The organism is Casimicrobium huifangae (genome assembly GCF_009746125.1).
GTDB classification, from domain to species: Bacteria; Pseudomonadota; Gammaproteobacteria; order Burkholderiales; family Casimicrobiaceae; genus Casimicrobium; species Casimicrobium huifangae.
The window spans coordinates 581,881-603,119 of sequence record NZ_CP041352.1 but is presented as its reverse complement, the minus strand read 5'-3'; the positions used below and the strand labels follow the sequence as shown (position 1 = coordinate 603,119).

At 63.1% G+C, this 21,239-nt stretch carries 13 protein-coding genes; 5 read left to right on the top strand and 8 right to left on the bottom strand.

Features of this window, described 5'->3' with window-relative positions; genetic code table 11:
• Position 1: 1 nt before the first annotated feature.
• Positions 2-2,149, bottom strand: a complete 2,148-nt coding sequence (recG, locus tag FKL89_RS02730; protein ID WP_156861189.1) for an ATP-dependent DNA helicase RecG — start codon at positions 2,147-2,149, stop codon at positions 2-4.
• 170 nt (positions 2,150-2,319) lie between these two features.
• Between recG and FKL89_RS02725 the strand changes: the two genes are divergently transcribed.
• Positions 2,320-7,599 carry an alpha-2-macroglobulin family protein gene (locus tag FKL89_RS02725; RefSeq protein ID WP_156861188.1) on the top strand — a complete coding sequence of 1,760 codons (5,280 nt, stop codon included), beginning with the start codon at positions 2,320-2,322 and terminating at the stop codon, positions 7,597-7,599.
• Between the two features lie 55 nt (positions 7,600-7,654).
• Positions 7,655-9,832, top strand: a complete 2,178-nt coding sequence (pbpC, locus tag FKL89_RS02720) for a penicillin-binding protein 1C (RefSeq protein ID WP_156861187.1) — start codon at positions 7,655-7,657, stop codon at positions 9,830-9,832.
• 4 nt (positions 9,833-9,836) lie between these two features.
• On the opposite strand, the gene FKL89_RS02715 is transcribed toward pbpC, so the two are convergent.
• Both FKL89_RS02715 and FKL89_RS02710 read right to left on the bottom strand, forming a co-directional pair.
• Entirely contained in the window at positions 9,837-10,769 is a 933-nt protein-coding gene (locus tag FKL89_RS02715; protein ID WP_156861186.1) for a methyltransferase domain-containing protein, read from the bottom strand.
• Complete coding sequence (locus tag FKL89_RS02710; protein ID WP_162527371.1) at positions 10,766-11,632, bottom strand: alpha/beta fold hydrolase; 867 nt, start codon at positions 11,630-11,632, stop codon at positions 10,766-10,768. The genes FKL89_RS02715 and FKL89_RS02710 overlap by 4 nt, the downstream gene beginning before the upstream one ends.
• A 62-nt stretch (positions 11,633-11,694) precedes the next feature.
• Between FKL89_RS02710 and FKL89_RS02705 the strand changes: the two genes are divergently transcribed.
• Both FKL89_RS02705 and FKL89_RS02700 read left to right on the top strand, forming a co-directional pair.
• Complete coding sequence (locus FKL89_RS02705) at positions 11,695-12,471, top strand: ComF family protein (protein WP_162527370.1); 777 nt, start codon at positions 11,695-11,697, stop codon at positions 12,469-12,471.
• 34 nt (positions 12,472-12,505) lie between these two features.
• Positions 12,506-12,979 (top strand): tRNA (cytidine(34)-2'-O)-methyltransferase, encoded by a 474-nt coding sequence (locus FKL89_RS02700; protein WP_156861183.1) that lies wholly within the window; start codon positions 12,506-12,508, stop codon positions 12,977-12,979.
• Positions 12,980-13,146: 167 nt separating this feature from the next.
• Here the strand turns inward: FKL89_RS02700 and FKL89_RS02695 are convergent, their stop codons facing one another.
• The gene (locus FKL89_RS02695) at positions 13,147-15,162 is read right to left on the bottom strand and encodes a choice-of-anchor X domain-containing protein (RefSeq protein WP_156861182.1); all 2,016 of its coding nucleotides are present in this window, start codon (positions 15,160-15,162) and stop codon (positions 13,147-13,149) included.
• A 124-nt stretch (positions 15,163-15,286) separates the two neighbouring features.
• On the bottom strand, positions 15,287-15,841 hold the full coding sequence (locus FKL89_RS02690; protein ID WP_156861181.1) for an NAD(P)H-dependent oxidoreductase: 555 nt from the start codon (positions 15,839-15,841) through the stop codon (positions 15,287-15,289).
• Between the two features lie 70 nt (positions 15,842-15,911).
• On the opposite strand from FKL89_RS02690, the gene FKL89_RS02685 reads away from it, so the two are divergent.
• The gene (locus tag FKL89_RS02685) at positions 15,912-16,175 is read left to right on the top strand and encodes a hypothetical protein (RefSeq protein WP_156861180.1); all 264 of its coding nucleotides are present in this window, start codon (positions 15,912-15,914) and stop codon (positions 16,173-16,175) included.
• Between the two features lie 55 nt (positions 16,176-16,230).
• Here the strand turns inward: FKL89_RS02685 and FKL89_RS02680 are convergent, their stop codons facing one another.
• The 3 genes from FKL89_RS02680 to FKL89_RS02670 form a co-directional block, all read right to left on the bottom strand.
• A complete protein-coding gene (locus tag FKL89_RS02680) occupies positions 16,231-16,869 on the bottom strand; it encodes a Vat family streptogramin A O-acetyltransferase (RefSeq protein ID WP_156864513.1) in 639 nt (212 codons plus the stop codon).
• Positions 16,870-17,526: 657 nt separating this feature from the next.
• Positions 17,527-18,333 (bottom strand): hypothetical protein, encoded by an 807-nt coding sequence (locus tag FKL89_RS02675; protein ID WP_156861179.1) that lies wholly within the window; start codon positions 18,331-18,333, stop codon positions 17,527-17,529.
• Positions 18,334-18,788: 455 nt separating this feature from the next.
• A complete protein-coding gene (locus tag FKL89_RS02670; RefSeq protein ID WP_156861178.1) occupies positions 18,789-21,167 on the bottom strand; it encodes a DUF5672 family protein in 2,379 nt (792 codons plus the stop codon).
• Between the last annotated feature and the right edge of the window lie 72 nt (positions 21,168-21,239).

The following is a 21,239-nucleotide window of genomic DNA, read 5'->3' as shown; positions in this document are numbered from 1 at the left end:
ATTACGCCTTCGCAAACTCCACCCGATGCCTGATCCAGCGTTCCAGGAACGCGGTCTTGTTGAAATCCGGATGCTGCTCGATTTTCGGTGCGGCGTCGCGTGCCGCCTCGACCAGATCGATGTCTTCCTCGATATTGGCGTAGCGTAACGACGGCAGGCCCGATTGCCTTGGGCCGAGCAGTTCGCCGGGACCGCGAATACGCAGATCCTCGCGGGCGATGGTGAAGCCGTCAGTGGTTTCGTAGATCACTTTCAGGCGCTGCTTGGCGGTGTCGGAGAGTTTGTCGGTGAACAACAGGATGCAGGTGGATGCAACGCTCCCGCGCCCTACGCGACCCCGTAATTGATGCAATTGCGCCAGGCCAAAGCGCTCGGCATGCTCAATCACCATCCAGCTTGCATTCGGCACATCGACGCCAACCTCGATCACCGTGGTCGCAACCAGCACCTGAACGCGATTGGCGGCGAAGTCCGCCATGATCGCGGCCTTCTCGTCGGCCTTCATGCGCCCGTGCAGCAGCGCCACGCGCACGTCGGGCATCGCGGCAGTCAGCTCTCCATGCAGCGCGGTGGCGTTCTGCAACTCAATGTCCTGTGACGCCAGCTTCTCGCTTTCCTCAATCAGCGGACACACCCAGTAGGCCTGGGCTCCAGCGCGCACGGCGTCGTGAATGCGGCCAACGATCTCGTCACGCCGCTGCTCGCTCACCAGTTTGGTGGTAATCGGCTGCCTTCCGCCCGGCAGTTCGTCGATGACGGACACGTCGAGATCGGCGTAGTAACTCATCGCCAGTGAGCGCGGTATGGGTGTCGCGCTCATCATGAGCTGATGGGGCGCCAGCACGCGGTCCGTGTCGGCCTGACCGCGACTGCGCAGCGCCAGCCGCTGCTCAACGCCGAAGCGATGTTGCTCATCGACCACCACCAGCCCCAGTCGCGCGAAGTTCACCTTCTTCTGGAACAGCGCGTGGGTGCCGACGGCAATGTGCGTTTCGCCGCGCCTGCAGGCGGCTTGTGCTGCTTTGAGCTCGCCTGCCGGGAGGCTCCCCGTAAGCCAGGTGATGGTCACGGGCAGTTCGGCCAGCCAGTGGCTCAGCTTGTTGAAGTGCTGCTCCGCGAGCAGTTCGGTCGGCGCCATGAAGGCCACCTGTTGCCCGGCCTCTACCGCCGCGAGCGCCGCCAGTGCGGCGACGACCGTCTTGCCGCTGCCGACATCCCCCTGCAGAAGCCGCGTCATCGGCTGGCCGCGCGCCATGTCCTGCAAGGCCTCGGTCAGGGCCCGCTCCTGCGGCGCCGTCAGGCGAAACGGCAGGCGTTGCCGTAACAGGGTTGACAGCAGGCCAGAGGCGTTGACCGGCGCTGCGTGCTCCTTTGCGAGCAGCGCCTTGGCGTCGCGCAAGGCCATCTGTTGCGCCAGCAGCTCATCAAACTTGACCCGCCGCCACGCCGGGTGGCTGCGGCTTTCCAGCGCCATCGCCGATTCGCCGTTGGTAGGCAGGTGCAGCGTAGTCAAGGTCTGCCGCCATCCCGGCAAGCTAGCGGCCGCAATGATGTCGCGCGGCAACAGGTCGCGCTGCCAGTCCGCCACACGCAGCGCCTTGCTCGCCAGCGTGCGCAGCGCGGCCTGCGGCACGCCGGCGGCGGCCGGGTAGATGGGCGTCAGGCGACGCGAGGGGGAATCTTTGCCGCCTTCTTGACGATCTTCGCTGTGATCGCTGCCAGCGACCTCCTCCGCCTTTTTGAAGACTGGATGCACCATTTCCAGGCCGTAGCGGCCATCGCGGACTTCGCCGAATACGCGTGCGCTGGCCCCGATCTTCAGCGCCTGGGTGATGGACGGATAGAAGTTGAAGTAGCGCAGCGTCAGCCGTGGCGCGAAATTGTTGCCACCGTCGTCGCCCTTTGCGCGCAGCAGCGCCACGAACTGGCGGCGAGGCCGGAATACCGTCTCCGAATGCTCCACCACGCCTTCAACAACCACCGATTCGCCTGCCACCAGTTCGGCAATCGGTCGCACCCGCGTCTGGTCTTCATAGCGCAGCGGAAAGTGCAGCAGCAGATCGCGCAAATGCTGAATGCCCAGTTTGGCGAGCTTGGGTCGCAAAGCGGGGGGCAAATACGTCTGATCAGGGGCGTCGGCGGCGGTCACGTAACGAGTGTAGCGACAGGGCGGTTGTGGCGTCCCGGCTTAGCACGAATGGACGATTGCGCGCGCCGCCGAATCCGGGTAGAACCAGATGCGCCAGATGCATCAAACAGCAATACCGCGCTGCACAGCAGCCACAACACATCAACGTCACAGCCAGCGAGACCTCTCCCATGTTGCGTTCACTCCTCGCCACCGTCCTGGTCGGCGTCGCGGCCCTGCCGCTATTTATCCCGACGGCAACCGCCGCCGACCTGCCGGCGCTGGCCGAAACACGGCCGAGCAACGGCAGCAACGACATCGACGAACAGCAGATGTTCCTCTTCCGTGCCAAGGGGCCGGTCGACGCCAAGACCTTTGTGGCGCATGTGTTCTGCGAGGTTGAAGGCGTGCGCTCGGTTGACAACGTGCGGCCCGTCGGTGGTAACCGGCGTATCGAAGTGTTGCGTGCGGCAGGGATCAGCAACACCGAAAACTGGATTGCGTTCCGCTGCACGCAAAACTTCCCGAGTGGCGCCGACGTCACCATTCGCTGGGATTCGCCAACGGCCAACACCAAGCAGGCGGTTGAGATCATGCGCTTCAAGGTGCGCTCCGGCGACTGGCTGGAGGTGAATTGCAGCCGCGAGAACAAGGACGCCGGTTGCAACCCGCTGTCAACGGTCCGCGTCGGCTTCCAGCGAGCGATTGACCCGAAGGATTCGGCACGCTTCCGGTTGCGCGACGATGCGGGCAAGCTCTACGCGCCCAAGCAGGATAGCGACGACAGCGACGGCATCACCTTCGGCAAGTTACCGCCGGAAACCCGCTTTACGCTGGTGCTGCCACCGAACCTGAAAGAAGCCGGCACCAGCACGGCGCTGACCGTCAAGCGCACTTACACCGTGCGAACCGGCGCCTATCCGCCACTGGTGAAGTTTCCGCGCAGCTTCGGCATTCTGGAGCGGCAGGCCGATCCGGCGTTGCCGATCACGGTGCGCAATCTCGAGGCCGGTACGGCGGGGGCCGGCACCGCCGCCATCGTCCGCAAGTTGCGACTGACCGGCGAGCAGGACATGATTCGCTGGTACGCGCGAACACTCGGCTTCCAGCAGAGCGATCGCTCCATGGATGATGAGGAGTCGGACTACGCCGACTTCGGCGAACGCCCGAAGGGTGAGGACGACATGCGCGGTCGTTCCCTGCTCAAGGGCAACGCACAGGCGCAATCGCTGCCGCTACCCAAGCCGGGCGGACCGAAAGAGTTCGAAGTGGTTGGATTGCCGCTTGCGGAACCGGGCTTGCATGTGGTCGAAGCAGAATCAACCGCCCTTGGTGCCTCGCTGCTGGAGAAGAAGGGCGCGATGTACGTGCGCACGATGGCGCTGGTGACCAATCTGGCCGTACACGTCAAGACCGGGAGCGGCGGCGCGTTCGTCTGGGTCACGCATCTCAACGACGCTAGCGTGGTAGCAGACGCCACTGTGCGCATTCGCGATTGCAAGGGCGTGGAATTGGCGGCCGGCAAGACTGATCGCGAAGGCACGGCACGGCTGACGCCGAAGGCAACGAAAAACAAGGAGTCCTGCCCGAGCTTTGTCTTCGCGCAGGCAGGTGACGACATCGCCTTCACCCGCAGCGACTGGACGCGCGGTATCGAATCCTGGCGCTTCAACCTGCCGTGGGAGTATGACTACGAGGGCGACGGCAACAATGCGAAACAGGCCTTCCACACCATCCTGCCGCGCAATCTGCTGCGTCCGGGTGAGACCGTGCACATGAAGCACTATGCACGTGACCTGAAGCGCTTTGGCACCGGCGCCCCTGACATCGGCAAGTTGCCGAAGAATCTCTCAGTGGTCAACGAGGGCAACAACCAGCGCAGCACCCTCTCGCTGGACTGGAACGCGCGCGGCAATGCGATGACCGAGTTGCGTCTGCCGGGCAACGCCAGGCGTGGGCAGTATCGGGTGGAAATTAACGGCCGCACCACGGCCCGTTTCACGGTGGCGGATTTCCGCTTGCCCGTCTACAAATCGGAAATCAGCATTCCCACGGCCAATGTGGTGGGCGGCGACAACGCGAATGTCGATGTGCGTCTGTCGTTCCTGTCGGGCGGTCCGGCCAGCGGCGATATCGTCACCGTGCGTTCGCGATTCGACGCCCGCACTTGGCCCGGCTTCGACAGCCTGCCCGACTACAGCTTCAGCGTCTATCAGGACGACGGGGAAAGTGGCGGGCGGCGCGGCCGCCGTGGCGCCCAACCGGAAGGTGAGGACCAGACGGTCACGCTTTCCAACGCCGGCGCAGCGCGGGTGACGATGGCGACGCCCAAGGTCGAACGCCCGCATTCGCTGATTGCCGACATGGAATACAAGGACCCGAACGGCGAGATCTATACGGCACAGGCGCGCACCACGGTGTGGCCCTCGGCGGTGCTGATCGGCATCAAGACGTCGGACTGGGCCATGGCTCGCGAAAAGCTGGTCTACGACATCATCACCACGGATGTCACTGGCAAGCCGGTTGGTGGCGTGAAATTCAAGGTCAAAGGCCTGAACCGTACCTGGGACAGCTATCGCAAGCGCAACATCGGTGGCTTCTACAGTTACGAATCCAGCGAACGCAAGAGCGATCTTGGCGTGCTGTGCGAAGGCACATCGGATCGCAGCGGCAAGTTCACCTGTACCAGCAGCGTCTCCGCTTCGGGAGAAATCCAGTTCACTGCGGAAGTCACCGACAGCGGTGGCCGCGTGGCCAGTGCCGGCACGTCGATGTGGGCATCGAACGGCGACGACTGGATGTTCCGTTCGGAAAGTTCGGACCGCATTGACTTGCTGCCCGAGAAGAAGCGCTACGAGCCGAACGAAAAGGCGCGCTTCCAGGTGCGCATGCCGTTCCGCGAAGCCAACGTGCTGGTGACGGTGGAACGCGACGGCAACGTGCTGTCGAGCTTCGTGACCAAGCTCTCCGGCAAGTCCGCCGTGATCGAGGTGCCGGTCAAGGAGGAATGGGCGCCAAACGCGTACGTGTCGGCACTGCTGGTACGCGGGCGGGTCGGTGCACCGGCACCCACAGCACTGGTCGATCTGGCGAAACCCGCGTTCAAACTGGGTATCGCCAACATCGATGTCAACTGGCAGCGCTACGGCCTCAATGTGACGGTGACGCCTGACAAGACCGAGTATCAGACGCGTGAAAAGTCGCTCGTAAAAATCAAGGTGGCACGCAGCAACAACAATCGCCCCGGCGACGGCGCCGAGCTGGCGGTGTTCGCCATCGACGAAGCGCTGCTGGAATTGCAGGGCAACGCGACGTGGAAACTGCTGGAATCGATGATGAAGCGCCGCGACTATGGCGTGACCACTGCGACCGCCCAGATGCAAGTGATCGGCAAGCGTCACTTCGGCCGCAAAGCGCTGCCGCCGGGCGGCTCCGGCGGTCGCGGCGCCGGTACGCGCGAGCTGTTTGACACCTTGATCCTGTGGCAGGGCAGCGTCATGACCGACGCCAACGGGGAGGCGACTGTCGAAGTGCCGCTCAACGATTCGCTGACGCGCTTCCGCATCGTGGCCGTCGCCGATCGCAGCAACGCCGCCGAAGGTGATCGCTATGGCACCGGTGAGGCAAGCATCCGTTCGACTCGCGACCTGCAACTCTTCTCGGGGCTGCCCGCGGTCACCCGCAATGGCGACGAATACCGCTCCGGCGTGACGCTGCGCAACAGCACCACGCGGCCGATCGTCGCAGACGTGACCGCCGAAATGAACGGTGCCGCCTTGCCAAAGCGCGAGCAGCGCATCGAGGCGGGCCAGAGCGCCGTGATCACCTGGGATGTCAAGGCACCCGCCGATGGCAAGGAGGTCACGTGGAATTTCGCTGCCACCGAGAAAGGCAGGCCGCGCGGCGATGCATTGCGCATCAAGCAGGCGCTACAGACGCCGCTGCCATTGCGGACACTGGCTGACGCCAACGCAGAAGTCAAAGGCCGCGCTTCAATCTCGCTGAAATCCGACACGGCAACGGCAAAGGGTGACCTCATCGTCTCGCTCGCACGCACTTACGGCGCTGACACCAGCGGCATCCGCGCCTACTTCGAACGCTATCCGTTTGCCTGCCTCGAGCAGCGGATGACGAAGACGATGGGCACCAGGAACGAAGGCCTTTGGGAAATCATCGCCAATTCGTTGCCGAACTATCTCTCTGCATCAGGCCTCGCCAATTACTACCCCGGCGACAGCAACGAGGGTTACCCGGTGTTGACCGCGTTTGTGCTGTCGGGCGCCCATGAAGCGGGCTGGAAAATTCCTGATGAAGCGCGTAACCGCATGCTCTATGGTCTTGAGCGCTATGTAGCCGGTGAGGTGAAGACCAACCGTTCGTGGTTGCCCAACGACAGCTACTACCTGCTTTCGGAAAAGCTCATCGCGCTGGAAGCGTTGTCGCGTTATGACCGCGCCTCGAAGCGGCTGCTTGATACGGTCCGTGTCGATCCGGTGAAGCTCACAGCGGCATCGCTGGCCGACTGGGTCGATATCCTCAATCGCTCGAAGGACGTGCCCAACCGCGACGCACAGCGTGCTGCAGCAATCAAGGAACTGCGCGACAACATCCGTGTTGCCTCCTCAGTTGCGACCGTAGCACGCAGCGATGACCGCTGGTATTTCATGCGCAGCGATGACTACACAATGGCGCGCATGTTCCGCCTGAGCATGGATGCACGTGAGCTGGCCGAGTTCCGCATCCCGCTGCTGCGCGGCCTCAACAACCGCATGCAGCGCGGCGGCTACTTCTACAGCACGCAGGCCAATCTCTGGGCTGCCTACGCACTGGAGCGCCACAACAAGCAGGCGGCCGCCGACGGCCGCACGCGCATCACCTACAACGGTGAGACCAAGGAAGTGGTGTGGGATGCCGCAGTCACCGAAGGCGAAGCGACATTCGCGTGGACTGATCGGCCAGCTGCCGGCGGCACCGTTGCCATCGAGCATCTCGGCAAAGGCGAACCATGGGCTCGCGCCCAGCTGCGTGGGCCGGTGCCGCTCAGCGGCAAGGTTGACAATGGCCTGAATCTGAGCAAATCGTTCAAGCCAGTGCAACAAAAACGCGCTGGGCGCTACAGCGTCGGCGACGTGATTCAGGTCACCGTCACCGCCGACAACAAGGCTGGGCTTGGCTGGCTGGCGGTGGATGATCCGGTGCCAGCGGGCAGCACGGTGCTGGGCGGACTATCGAAGCTTGGCAATGTTTCGGAGCCGCCGCGCACGTGGGGAGGCTACCGTTACATCGAGCGCACTTTCACCAATGTGCGTTCGTCGTTCGAGTGGGCCAACAAGGGGCAGCACAGCTTCTCGTACGAAATCCGGCTGACGACACCCGGTAAATTCGCTTTGCCGCCGACACACGCCGAGGCAATGTATGCGCCGGAAGTGAACGGCCAATTGGGCAATCCGGTGTTTGAAATTGAACCTTAGTCACCAGCGGTCGTCCCCGCGAACGCGGGGTCCCGGCGGCAGGACGAGCAGCAAGGTGTTCGTCGCCACCTTCGCCGGGGTCGCCGCGTTGTCGCTCGCGCTGGCGACCCACGCAGCTGTGCCTGCGTTCGACAGCGTACGCGCGGCACACGTACCCAGCGAACGGCTGATTCATGATCGCTATGGTGCAGTGATTCACCACATCCGTAGCGACGACAAGGTGCGTCGCACGCGCTGGGTCACACTTGATGAAGCATCACCGGCACTGATTGAGGCGGTGCTGGCTTCCGAAGACAAGCGCTTCTTCGAGCATGGTGGCGTCGATCTGCGCGCGGCTGCCGCCGCCGTCATCACCAATCTGCGGCAAGGTGGTGTGGTGCGTGGCGCCAGCAGCATCTCGATGCAGGTGGCGGCAATGATGGATCGCACGCTCGCTCGCGCAGCGGACGGCCGTAGCGTGCAGCAAAAGATTGATCAGGCGCAGGCAGCATGGTCACTGGAAAGCACCTGGACAAAGCAGCAGATTCTTGAAACCTATCTCAACAGCGTGTTCTTTCGCGGCGAGATTCAGGGCGTCGGCGCAGCTGCGGAGGTGCTATTCGGCAAAGCGCCGCATGGCTTGAACGCCACCGAATCAGCGGTGCTGGCGGCGCTGATCCGCGCCCCGCAGGCGCCGCGTGCAACCGTTGAGCGGCGTGCCTGCGAGGTCATGCGTGGCCTTGATGCGCGGGCTGATTGCGCCCAGATTGCCTATGTCATGGATCGCTGGGGCAGCGCAGGCAATCTGCGCGATCAGGGCGAGATGATTGCGCCGCACCTTGCGCGCCTGCTGCCCGCACCGGCCACACAAAGCAGCATTGACCGTGATCTGCAACTCGCGGCGCGCGACGCCATCGCCAAGCATCTGCAGCAGCTCGGCGGTCGCAACGCTCACGATGCAGCGGTCGTGGTGATCGACAATGCGAGTGGCGAGGTACTCTCCTATGTTGGCTCCTCGGGCCGGTTGTCGGCGGCGGGTGAAGTGGATGCTGCGCGCTCTCCGCGCCAGGCGGGCTCGACGCTGAAGCCGTTCATCTACGGTCTGGGCATTGAGCAAAACCTGTTCACGGCGGCAACGCTTCTTGACGATTCGCCGTTCTCCGTCGATGTCGGCGGCGGCGCCTACACACCGCAGAACTATGCGCATGAGTACGTCGGACCAGTGAGCGTGCGTACGGCGCTCGCGTCCTCGCTGAATGTCCCGGCGATCCGCGCGCTGACACTGGTTGGGGTGGCCCCTGCCCATGCGTTGCTACGTCGTGCCGGGCTCAGCACGCTGATCAACGATCCCGATCACTACGGTTTCTCGCTCGCGCTCGGCAGCGCGGACGTGACCTTGCTGGACCTGACCAATGCTTATCGTGCCATTGCGAATGGCGGGAAGTGGTCCAGCCCTATCTTTACCTGCCGGAGCGGCGCTACCGCGACCAGCGTCTGCCCGAATGAATCGGGTCGTGGCGAAGCCGCTCCGACAAAAGTCACACGCCTCTTTTCGGAGAACACTGCCTGGCTGCTCGCCGACATGCTCTCTGATCGCGGTGCGCGCTATGTCACTTTCGGCTTCGACAACCCGCTCGCGCTATCGCACTGGGCCGCGGTGAAAACCGGGACCAGCAAGGACATGCGCGACAACTGGTCAGTCGGGTTCAACGCGCACGTCACCGTCGGCGTCTGGGTCGGCAACGCGAGTGGCGCACCAATGCACAACGTCACCGGCATCACAGGGGCCGGGCCGATCTGGGCGGATGTGATGGAAGCGGCGGCAGCGAAGCTGGGGACCAGCCGTTTTCGCGATCCACCTGCCGGGCTCGTCAAGCGCCGGGTCCAATTCACCGCCGACGAAGGTCGCATCGAAGCCACGCGCGACGAGTGGTTCGTGCGCGGCACCGAGCCAGCAACGACGCTGGTTGCCGTACGCGAAGCGCAGGGCGTTGGCGCCCGCATCACGGCGCCGACTGATGGCACCATCGTTGCACTGGATCCGGATATTCCGGCTGGCCGCCAGATGATCCAGCTCGCCAGCGGCGACTCGGCTCGCGCGGGCTGCTGGCAGGTCAACGACACATCGCTGGGTTGCGCCACATTACCTGTTCGATGGAGCCCGCAGCCGGGCGATCACGTGATTCGACTGCTCGACAGCGCAGGGACCGAACTTGACCGGGTGTTGCTGACCGTTCGCGGACAACGGCGTTAGCCGGTCACTTCGTCGTGCGCGGTCCGCGCCGGATGTCGTCGATGCGCACGATGCCATGCCCCTCTGCGGTCTTTTTGGCAGCAGCCTTCCAGGCATGCCCATAGACCACCTCGACGCTGATGCGGATCGGCCCACCGCCGCGCCGCCCGGCGTCAAGCGCTGCAGCAACTGCAGCAAGCCGTCGCGGCGTCATCAGCCCGCGCGGCCGGGCAGCCAGCGTGTTGGTAACACCCATCGCGCGCAGGTCGCGCCACAGGGCGTCCGCGCTCGCGTACTCCAGCGTGATGACCTCCATGTCCATCACCGGATCGGCGAAGCCGGCGTGTACCAGCATGTCGCCAATGTCATGGAGGTCGGCGAACTGGTGTACCCGGCATGCAGCATCGTCGCCCGCCAAGTTGATCGCACGGCGCAGCTCGATCATGGTGTCTGGTCCGGGCGCGGTGAACATCAGCACGCCACCCACCTTCAGCACGCGGCTCCACTCGGCAAACAGGGCCGGGAGATCATCCACAAATTGCAGCGCGAAATTGCTCCACACCACGTCGCAACTTTCGCGCACCAGCGGCATGCTCCGCAAGTCAGATACGACGCCTTCGATCGTTGGCGCGGCCATCGCCTGGCCGCGTCCCAGCAGCCGCCCGAGCCACGATGTCTCGGGGGCTGCTACGGAAGGCACGGCTCGCTCCACCATCGCCGCCGCATGATCAACGGCCGTGATCGTGGCAGCCGGAAACCGCGCCGCCAGTGCAGCAGTGTGCGTGCCGGGGCCGCAGCCGGCGTCCACGATGCGCGTCGGCGTCAGACGCATGACATCAAAGCGGTCAAGCAGACGGCTGCCTACTTCGCGTTGCACCACAGCGGCTTCAGCATAGGTCGCCGCCGCGCGCCCAAAGCGGGTGCGCACGGCCTGCCGGTCAAGCGGATTCGGATTCAAGCGCTGGTGCCTCCGGGCGGCAACGACAGATGCGCCAGTACATGCGCGGCCACCTCGTCGCCATGCGACAGATGCGGCACATGCGCCGCATGTGGCAGTTCGACGTGCTGACCACCAGTCGCGCGTGCCAGCCAGGCACTCGACTGGCTGTAGCTGAGTCGATCAAGGCGACCGGAGATGGCAAGCAGCGGTGCGCGGATGGCTGCCACCTCGTCTCGCAAATCAACGCCGGAGGTCAGCGCGACGCCCGGCGCCAGCACCTCGGGACGCACGGCGGGACGTTTCACTGCAAGCGCTGCCAGCGCGTCGGCGTGGTCACGGAATTTTCCTGCCATGTTGAGTTCGAAAAACTGCGCCAGCGTGCCGGTGTAGTCGCGGGCAAGCCCGGCGCGCAACAGCTCCAGCGCATGCGGCGTAGTGGCGTGCTGCCAGTCGTCCGCGCGCAGAAAGCGTGGCGACGACGCCAGCGTGACAACATGGCTGACGGCATCTGGAAAGTCGATCGCCATCCGTAGCGCTACAGCGCCGCCGAGTGACCATCCAGCTACAGCATAAGTCGGCGCCACTGCTTGCATCGCGTTCGCGACTGCTGCAGCCATCGCATCCAGTGTGTAGGGCTCGACCGCAGGGCTGTGTCCGTGGCCGGGCAAATCAATCAGATGAATGCGGCATTGCGGTGCCAGTAACGATGCCCACGGCCGAAAGAATTCACTGTGCAAGCCCCAGCCGTGCAACAGCAGCAGATCGACCGGCGTCGCCTGATCGCGGCCTGCAGCGCCCTCGGCAGCGATCGTTTCAACAGGTAGTGACGGCAGCAGCATCTCTCGGCAATCGGGCTCGGGCAACATGGGAAAATCGGTCACATCCGGCCAGCGTCGCGCCAGCGCGAGCTTAGGGTCCGAACCGACAGGAGCCAACGATTTTATTGCGCACGCTGTATCAGGATGTCCGCCGTGCCGCCGCGCCGGTGCTGGCGCGCGTGCGTGATCGTGCCTTGCCGCAAAGCTGCCTGCTCTGCGGCGACGCCGGGCCGGAGGCCATCTGCGAGCCCTGCGCGTCGTCGCTGCCGCGTGTTGGCGCCGATGCCTGCCCGCGTTGTCAGCTGGCATCGGTGCATGGCCAGGTCTGTGGCCGCTGCCTGAAACGCCCGCCGCAGTGGCAGCGCCTGCTGGCGCCGTGGTCATATGCCTTCCCGTTTGATGCGGCCCTGCTCGCCGCCAAGTACAGGCATGCGTTTGCGGTGTACCGCTGGGCGGCCGAGGATGCGTTGGACGGGCACGCCTGGCCGTTCGCCCGCGGCGCGACCTTGCTGCCGGTGCCACTGGCGCCAGAGCGGTTGCAAGCGCGCGGCTACAACCAGGCGCTGTTGATCGCGCGCGAATTTGCGCGCCGCTTCGCCGACGCCGATCTGCACGTTGACAACAATGCCGTGGTCCGCATCCGTGAGACCGATGTGCAGCAACGGCTGAACTGGATCGAGCGGCGGCGCAACGTTCGCGGCGCCTTCGCGGCAACGCGTTCACTCGCAGGTGAATCAGTGCTGCTGGTTGATGACGTGCTCACCACCGGCGCCACGCTGAACGAGCTGGCCCGCGTAGCGCTAGCTGCCGGGGCCGCGCAGGTGGATGCGCTGGTGCTGGCACGCGTGCAGCCGCTGCGGCGGCGCGAGCGGACCGTGAAATTCAACCGGGCAGTGACTTGATGCGCAGTGCAGTGATTAGCGAAGGGTTAGCGCCGTGATTCACGTCGTTCTGGTGGAGCCGGAGATCCCGCCCAATACCGGCAATGTCATCCGCCTGTGCGCCAACACCGGCGCTACGCTGCATCTGGTGCGCCCGCTTGGCTTTCCGCTCGACGACGCCCGCATGCGTCGCGCCGGGCTCGACTATCACGAATACGCCACCATGCAGGTGCACGACGACTGGTCGGCCTGCAAGACCGCGCTCGCGACGCAGGGGGTGACGCGCTGGTTCGCCATCGAGACCTGCGGCGTCCGCTCGCCGCACGAAACGGTGCTCCAGCACAACGATGCCTTTGTGTTTGGCTCGGAAGCGCGTGGCCTGTCGGCGACCGTGCTTGCCGATTTCACGCCCGAGCGGCAACTGCGGTTGCCGATGCGCCCGGCAATCCGCAGCCTCAATCTATCCAACGCGGTCGCGGTAACGGTCTACGAAGCCTGGCGGCAGCTGGGTTTCGAGGGTGCTGGCTAGGCACGCACTGCTGGGCACTCAGCTTTGCAGTCGAATGGCGTGCGCAAAGGGCAAAACCCCATAAAACGCCAGAAGTCGACATCAGGCATTTTTCCGCGCTTAGCCCAGTGGGAATGGGGCTTTCGCCACTGAGCCGTTATGAAGTTTTCTAACGCAAAGCCCTCGTATCAATTCGCCGGCACGCAGAACGCCACGCCCTCGCCATCCCAGTTCTGCGCCACAAACTGGTTGTACACCGCAAGTGATGTGGTGAAGCGATGGTTCGGATCGTCCGGGAACTTGCTGCCGCGGAACAGGCGATACACAGGCACCTGCCCGGCGGCGCAGGTGGCGCTGACACCGCTGCCATTCGGACGATAGGCGAAGCTGTCCACGCCTTCGTTCTGCGGCTTCTGCGCGATGGCGGCGTTGGTCGGGTTCAGCGCCGTCAGCGCCGTGACGTCGGCCGTATTGATCGTATAGAAGTGGCTGCCGCGGGTGCCACCCTTCGCGATCTTGTCGAAGTAGAAGCGCACATTGCCGCTCACCGCCGGCTCCGGGTAGGCCAGCATCGGGAAGGTCACGCCCGTTCGCGCCCAGGCCGGAACGCCATCCAGCAACGCCTTTTCGTTGTCGCGCGAAGTCATGAAGTAATAGTTGAGCCCGGCGTGGAAATATTCCACGACGGTCAGGCGCGTCGGCACCACGACAGCGGTATCGACCGTGGCAATCAGTGCGCCACGACCACCCGTGGCCACAAAGAATGGCGCACTGAGCTGCTTGCTGAACCCTTCATGCATCGGCAAGCGTTCACGCGCCTCCATCCGCTGCGCAAAATAGTTGTAGAACGCCATCGCATCGGCCGACAGCAGGCCGTCGGACACCACCACCGTCGCTACCCGGAAGGTGCGCTGCGATGATGTGTAGGCGGGCGAGCGAGTGCCGTTGGCAGCGATCACATCGTTGACGGTCAATCGTGTGAAGCCGCTGGTCAACAGGCGGCCGTCGCAGAGCGTCGCCCAGTTGGCGCCGAAGTTGCTGTCGGTCACCACCCACTGATCGGGCACTTCGGACGCTGGCATCAGGCCCATCAGGTAGAGATCGAGCGGGTTGAAGCTCATTGCACGCGAGGCACTCAGCGCAGCGGTACGAAGCCCGTTGCCTTCCGGCGTCAGTTTGCAGCCAAAATTGCCACCCGCGCCGCTGCCCGGAATCGACAGGCCCATGATGTCAGCCGCCATCGTTGACGCCGGCCAGTGCGGCGAGCCACTCGACGTGGTGCTGTTGGCGAGGAAGTTGATCCACTGATGCCCCAACTCGTGCTGGTGAGCGGGCGAGGCGCCGTCGAAATAGTCCGACAGCGGGAACACGGTGATGCCGATCAGCTTGCTGCTGCCGCCGTACTGACCATTGTTGTTGACCAGCGACCCGCCAATTCCGCTCACGGCGTTGCGCGTATAGAAGTGGTAGCGGCTCTCGATCTGCGCGCGATCGAACACGATATTCACAAAGTCGAACTGATCGGCGAGATACTGGTACGCCACCTGCGCCACCGACGCAATATCAGGCGTCGTGAGATTGTGGGTGCGGAACAGCGCTGCCGGCGAGACATTAAGAATGTGCTGCGACATCTGCGCATTGGCGCCAAGCGACTTCACTGTCACCGCCGGGATTTCCGGTGCACGCACCTGCGCGGAACCGTTGACGCGCATCGTCCGCGTCGAACCCGAGTAGACGTCGATAAAGCCGATGTCCACGCGGAACACGTCGTCTGTGGTCCGGCGCGAAAGGATCTGCTGCACCGGCAGCAGCACCGAGTACACGCCATCGCCTGCCGTCGCGTCGCCGCTGGTACCGTTATCCACCAGGTTGTAGGTCGTGCCCCAGTTCGACACCAGCTGCACCGAGGTCGGCGCCGGGCCGTCGATGCGGGTGGCAAGCCGCACGGTCCCGGTGGCGGTGGACGGGATCACCGTCGGTGTCAGCGCGTAGTTCACCAGCGTCGGCACCGTCGCCGCCTTTCCGCGATCAGCTGCGGGCGGCGCATGGCCTTCGGTGGCGCAATCGTGCGCGTGCAGTTCGACGAGTGGCTCGTCAAACTCACTCGTTGCGCCCGCCAGTGCGGCGCACGCGAGCAGCGCGGAAACGGAGGCCCCAAGCAAGGGCGGGAGGCGCCGAAAACGGCATTGGCTGGCAGATGACATGAGTTCCCCGGCGTTATTTTGTTGGCGATGCAGTCAGTGCCTTGCGGCGACGACTGCTGCGACTGATTCAGCCGCACTTGGACAGACGCAATCGCAACGATTTTGCCGACGCATCTGGTGAATTTCAGCCGGCTGTCTTGAAAAACTGCGCCGCCTGCGCGATGGCCGCGGCATCGCTCTGCACTGCATTCGGCGGCCCGCCCTTGCCCCACAGTTCGCCGCCATAGGCCATGCCGCAGAACTGCGCACACAGCCGCGCCGAATCGAACATCGGCTGCGCCTTGGCGCGGTCACCGCTGGTGGTTATCACATGCATGCGCTTCCGCGCCATCGCGTCCTTGAAGCCCAGGCCCGGCACCCGCAGCCAGGCGCTCCAGTGGTCGAGGTAAGTCTTCAGGCTGCTGGGGAACGAGTACCAGTACACCGGCGTCACCAGTACAAGATCAGTGCAAGCCATCGTCGCGTCCAGCAGCGTACGCAAATCGCCCTCGGGCATCGGGTAGGTGCCGACGGTATGCCGCAGATCGACGAACGGCGGCAAGCTCATGTGCGCGAGATGCAGCCAGGTTTGCAGCGCGGTCGCCGGGAGTGCGGCTGCGGCCTTGCGAGCCAGCCATTCGCTGTTGCCCAGATGGTCTGGTTCACGGGTGGAGGTGACAAGAAAAAGGTAGTTGGGCATGGGTGGCTCACGGAGTTGGACGGGTAGTTTGCCATCAGGGCGATCACAGGCAGGGCCGTGAGCTACCGCCATGAAATCGGGAGCCGCTATCGGCGGAACCGGCGTTGGCGATACCGCTGCATCCGAACTACACTTTACCGACTCAGATCAGCCGCCTCTAAACCGCGCCTCGGACGCCGCAACTGACAGCATGTTGGTTCTTCTGCGTGCGATGTTCGCCATGAAAGGCACTCTTGCGTTCACTGACGCCGTAGCCGGCGGCGCGCAACACATCACATGGATCGCGATTCGCAGCTTCGTGAACGCAACGTGCGGAACTTCTTTTGCGCCGTGACGTTGCGATCAGCAGCCAGGAAACGCTGAACAAGTCCCCGACGCGCAGCGTCTCCCTAACTGCGGACACACGCTCGCAACGCCTCAACATCTGCGGACACGATCACGGCCAGGTGTCTTGAAATTTTCTCGATGGGCCAGTCCCACCAGGCAATTTCCTCAAGCGCCTGCACCACGTCGGCAGGGAAACGTTCCTTGATTACCTTTGCCGGGTTGCCCCCGACGACGGTGTAGGGTGGCACATCGCTCACGACAACAGACCGTGACGAAATGATCGCTCCATTGCCAATCTTTACGCCGGGCATGATCAGGCAGTCATACCCGATCCAGACGTCGTTCCCGATGACCGTATCGCCTTTGTACGGCAAATCACCAGGCTGAGGCATGACCTTTTCCCATCCGTTGCCGAAGATATAGAACGGATACGTGGAGATGCCAGAGACCTTGTGGTTGGCGCCGTTCATGATGAACTTTGCGCCACGCGCGATCGCACAAAACTTGCCGATGACCAGACGGTCGCCAATGAACGGAAAGTGATAGAGAACATTGCGTTCAAAGTTCTCCGAGTCTTCCGGATCGTCGTAGTAGGTGTAGTCCCCAACAACGATGTTCGGATTCGTCACGGTGTTCTTGATGAAGCACACCTGCGGAAATCCCGCCATCGGATGCTTGTTCAGAGGGCTCGGGCCGTTCAGATGCGCTCCTGTTGAAGTTTCTTGTGATGGGTCAATTGGCAAGTGCAATCAAGTTTGCCGTTGGCGCGCCATGCCTGTTACGCCGTCTTGTTTGCGGGAACCGCGATGCGGCTATCTGAGTCAAGGCGCAGATGGTGACGCTCAACGTTGGAGCTCAATCGCTACCAACGGAGATCCACCGCTATGGCCGGTCAGTCGCATGGCTTGACACTTCAGCGCTTACTGTACGCATGACTTGCACCAATTTCTCTCGCTTGCCTGGAGACTTTAGCGCGGCTGGCAGGCGGCTGAGCCGATGGCCGTTGGGGCCAACTGGAAGGCCGCGTTTCGATGAAAGCTGCCTGGATGTTGGCATCGGCTTCGAAGCTAAAACCTCAATGAAATGGTCTAGCTGCGCTGGGGAACTGAACTGCAACTCGTGCTCTTCAAACTGAACTCGCAGGGTGCGAAAACCCAGACGCGGAACTGCTTCAGGCGCTGGCGGATTGCACTCGGTGGCTGTGCCAGGAACGGGCACATGCACCCAGAATGCAAGCGGAGCAGTTCGCCAATCCTTCTCGAACGTGAAATGAAATGTGACCTTCACCTCTGCGGGTGCCTAGCGTCTGAGTTCAGGGGCGCGCCGCCGATAGGCGGAGCGTCTCCTGCAACGATGGGTTAGGTGCCGATGGCATTGTGGGCATGACCGATAGACTCGCAGTAGTTGCTATAGCAGGCAAATAGTTCCGCGTTTTCTCGCTCAAGTATTTGATCCCCCTTGACCCAACGAATAGACTGCCGCAAACGAAGTCCGTACTTGAAACCCCAGACCTCGCCGACAAGCAATATCTCTTCAGCGTCGCGCCATGCGTCAATCTTCGAGTAGGCCCACAGTTGTGCTCGCATATTGGGCCAGCCGTTCGAAGGGATGTCAGCCTCGGAGGTCTTTACCTCTACGATGAGGATGCGCTTAGTTCCCTTTTCTCGGAACACCAGATCCGGCTTCCCCCTTAGAGGCGTGCCATTGATTTTGAGTGTGGAAATTTCAAACGCCTCGCTGTCTGTACCAGACATGCCGTTGTACTCCAGCTTCCAGCGAGAATGAACAGGCGCAGGAACTCGGAGAGTTGCAATTTCGCGTTCGATTTGTTGGCCGCGCAGCAAACTGCTGTAGTCCCGCTCAGGAACATATAGGCGAAATATCCAATCGGTGAAATCTGTGACCGTTTGGCCAACCTTCTTCGGTGGATAGTTCTTGGCAAGGAACAATAATCTGTCGTGCGCCACACGATAGGACGCACCCGGAGTTGGCTCGTCGCCCAGTAGTAGTCTCCAACGACGAAGGTTGCTCGTAGCAGACTCAAGGTCACGCTTCCAAGACCATTCATCGGGGGCGCCGTAGAGAAGGTTGATATATGCCTTCTTCTCTTCGGCACTAAACAGCTTCGAATCAAGCGCGAGAATATCCTTTTTGGATAGCTCCATGCCTCGAAGAAATGACTTTGATGGCAGAGACGGTGGCATGTTCGGCACCTAACGTGTTTTATACGCGCATCGCGCGTATAACTTTTTTATAGTGCATTTCGCGTTTTGCACGTTCATCGGCCAAGCCCTTGATCTTTCGCAGGTTTGCTAGTTATACCTATATGCGATCGGTATAACAACGCGCACGTGGAGTAGGTCCACTTACATGCCCTTAGCTGCCCGTTACCGATAACGCGAAGCGATTGAGCATCGATCAGATGAAGCCCTCGGGGCTTCGCACAGACAAACGACACCCCGGTTTATCGTGGTTTTTGTCGATTTGCCGTTGGTTAAAACCCGCTCTGCGAACTCTTGCGAGTTCATGGTTCGACAAGCTCACCACGAACGGGGAAAGAGCCGCTGCGCGAAGTTCAAGTCATCGGGCGGTATCCATTTGGGTGCTACGAGATTGCACCCTACGCCTGTGCACGCAGCGTTTCGCTGACGCTTGCGAGCACCGGCTCCCAACGCCGCGCGCGGTCTTGTCGGAACAAGCGCATGGTGGGTGACCACGCGCAGGTTTCGCCGCTGACGCCGTAGCGCCAGTCGCCGGCTTCCCGCAGCAGCACCCAAGTCTTCGCGCCCAGCGCGGCGGCCAGATGGGCGGCGCCGGTGTCGATGCTGATGACGAGGTCGAGGGCGTCGATCAGTGCTGCCATCTGGGTGAACTCCACCATGTCCGCCGTCCAGTCGATCATCTTCGCGGTGGCGAGTGGTGGTGCGCCGTGTTGCAGCGATACCCAGATGTGCTCGGGGTGTGCTTCGACCAGCCGCTGCATCAGGCGCGGCGGGATGGAGCGCTCTGCCATCTGGTTGTCCTGCCCGGCGAACTGGCCTTGCCAGACGAGGCCGATGCGCAACGCTCGTGGTTCGACAGGCTCACCACGAACGGCGGATGAGTCGGCCGCAGGGCTCGGCCGCGTCTGGCTGCCGGCCGCCACTGCGGCCAGCCGTTCGCGCCAGCGTGCCACATCCTCCGCGCGAGTCTGCAGAAAGCGTGAGGGCGCCGGCAGATTGGCCAGCGTGATGCCGAGCGCGGCAGGTAGTGACCACAATGCCGCCCAGCAGTCAAAAGTCATGGCCTCGTGTTGGCCCACCGTGATCACCTTCACGTCAGGGAACGACTGCTGCATCAGCGCCACCTGCGAGCGCTTGACGGCGAAGGTGACGTCAAACCCGCGCGCCAGCACCAGCGGTACAAATCGCGCGAACATGAAGGTGTCGCCCAGGCCCTGCTCGCACATCAGCAATGTTCGCGGCGGGCCGCCGTGCGTCGTCGCCGCTGGCGCTACACCCTTCCACATCGGCGCTGCCGGAATCTTGCCGCTCGGTTGTGTCTGCGGAAATTTCAGACGCAGCTCGTAATCGGCAAAACCCTGCGCGTAGTCACCGTTCGCGAGCAATGAGAAGGTTCGATTCCAGCGCGCATAGTCGAATGCTGGCGCGAGCTGCAGCGCGCGGTCGAATGCGGCGAGCGAGCCGGTGATGTCGTTCAGCGAGCGCAGGTTGAAGCCTAGGTTGTTGAGCGCGCCCACATGATCGGCGTTCAGTGCCAGCGCGCGCGCTGCCGCCCAGCGGCCTTCGTCGTAACGACCCGCCGTCCACGCCGCAGCACTGATGTTGCTGAAAAACTCCGGCTCCTGATCGAACAGCCGCACCGACCGCCACATCAGTTCGAGGGCGGCCGACGGCTGCCCCGATTGGTATTGCGAAAGCCCGGCGTAGTGCAGCGCGGTGGGGTTCTCCGGCTCCTGCTGCAGCACACGGGCATAGCGCTCAACAGCGGCCTGGATATTGCCCTGTTCATGCAACTGCACGGCTTCTGCCAACACCGCTTCGACATTGATCGTCGGCGATGCACCGGCAGCGCCGGAACTCGCCGCCCCGACTTTTCCGTGGCATTCCTTGTAGCGCTTGCCGCTACCGCAGGGGCACGGGTCGTTGCGCGATGCAGGGGCCTTGATGGCTGCCACTGGAGCGGTGGCGGCCACGGCGGGAGCGCGCAGCGCATCCAGCCGCGCGCGCAGGTCGAGCCCGAGCACGTCGCCGGGCACTGATGCCAGACGGCGGGTGACAAACTCGCGCGCAACGTCGATGCGCTTGAGATCGACCAAATTGCGGCACAGCGCACCGAAGCCCAGGCCCTCGGCAATGGCCTCCGGCGCGGTACGCGAGAAGGTGATCAGCTCCTCATCGCTCAACACCTGCCAGAAATTGAACACGCCATGAAAGCCGAGCGTCGGGCCGTTCGGGCGCGACACATCGAACGCAAAACGGTCGGCCACGCGCTCGTCGGGGAACACGATGCCGTACTTGCGTTCCAGCAGTTCGCGATGGCGGATGCAGATCGCTTCGTCCTCGTTGTCTTCGCCCAGCGTGATGGCGTCATCGCGCAACGCGTCGAGCAGCTTCTTGGAGCGCAATGAAAAGCCGCCGTTGCCAACGCGAAACTCGCCCGGCACATGCGGCCAGCGGGCGCCGATGTAGTCGTAGTTCCAGAACTCATCGGCCCACGCATCGCCGTCGATGACGAAGCCATCCCACTGCACAACCAGCGCATAGTCGGTGTGTATGTGGTTCCCCAACTCCTTCAACACAAACTGCGAGTAAGCCGCCCGCGAGCGGATCGGCGCAATGCGCTGCACCTCCACGCCCGCATGCGCGATGTCGCGATCCGTCAGCAGCAGCGTGCGCGCAACTGGCAGTGCCGCAGCGGAACGCGCCAGCGCCTTGGCAGCAAGTTCAGGATAAGCGCAGTCGACAGCGACCAGCGTGATGGCAGTGGCAGTGTTCATCCCGCTATTTTGGCGGAGCGGCGGTCAACTTAGCCGCGAATATCGTGACCGTCGTAGCCGCGATGCAGCGCA

Coding starts and splice junctions, on each gene's coding strand:
- FKL89_RS02695 (WP_156861182.1), bottom strand. CDS start 15,162: ATGTCATCTGCCAGCCAATGCCGTTTTCGGCGCCTCCCGCCCTTGCTT.
- FKL89_RS02725 (WP_156861188.1), top strand. CDS start 2,320: ATGTTGCGTTCACTCCTCGCCACCGTCCTGGTCGGCGTCGCGGCCCTG.
- FKL89_RS02690 (WP_156861181.1), bottom strand. CDS start 15,841: ATGCCCAACTACCTTTTTCTTGTCACCTCCACCCGTGAACCAGACCAT.
- FKL89_RS02670 (WP_156861178.1), bottom strand. CDS start 21,167: ATGAACACTGCCACTGCCATCACGCTGGTCGCTGTCGACTGCGCTTAT.
- FKL89_RS02685 (WP_156861180.1), top strand. CDS start 15,912: ATGAAATCGGGAGCCGCTATCGGCGGAACCGGCGTTGGCGATACCGCT.
- FKL89_RS02675 (WP_156861179.1), bottom strand. CDS start 18,333: ATGGAGCTATCCAAAAAGGATATTCTCGCGCTTGATTCGAAGCTGTTT.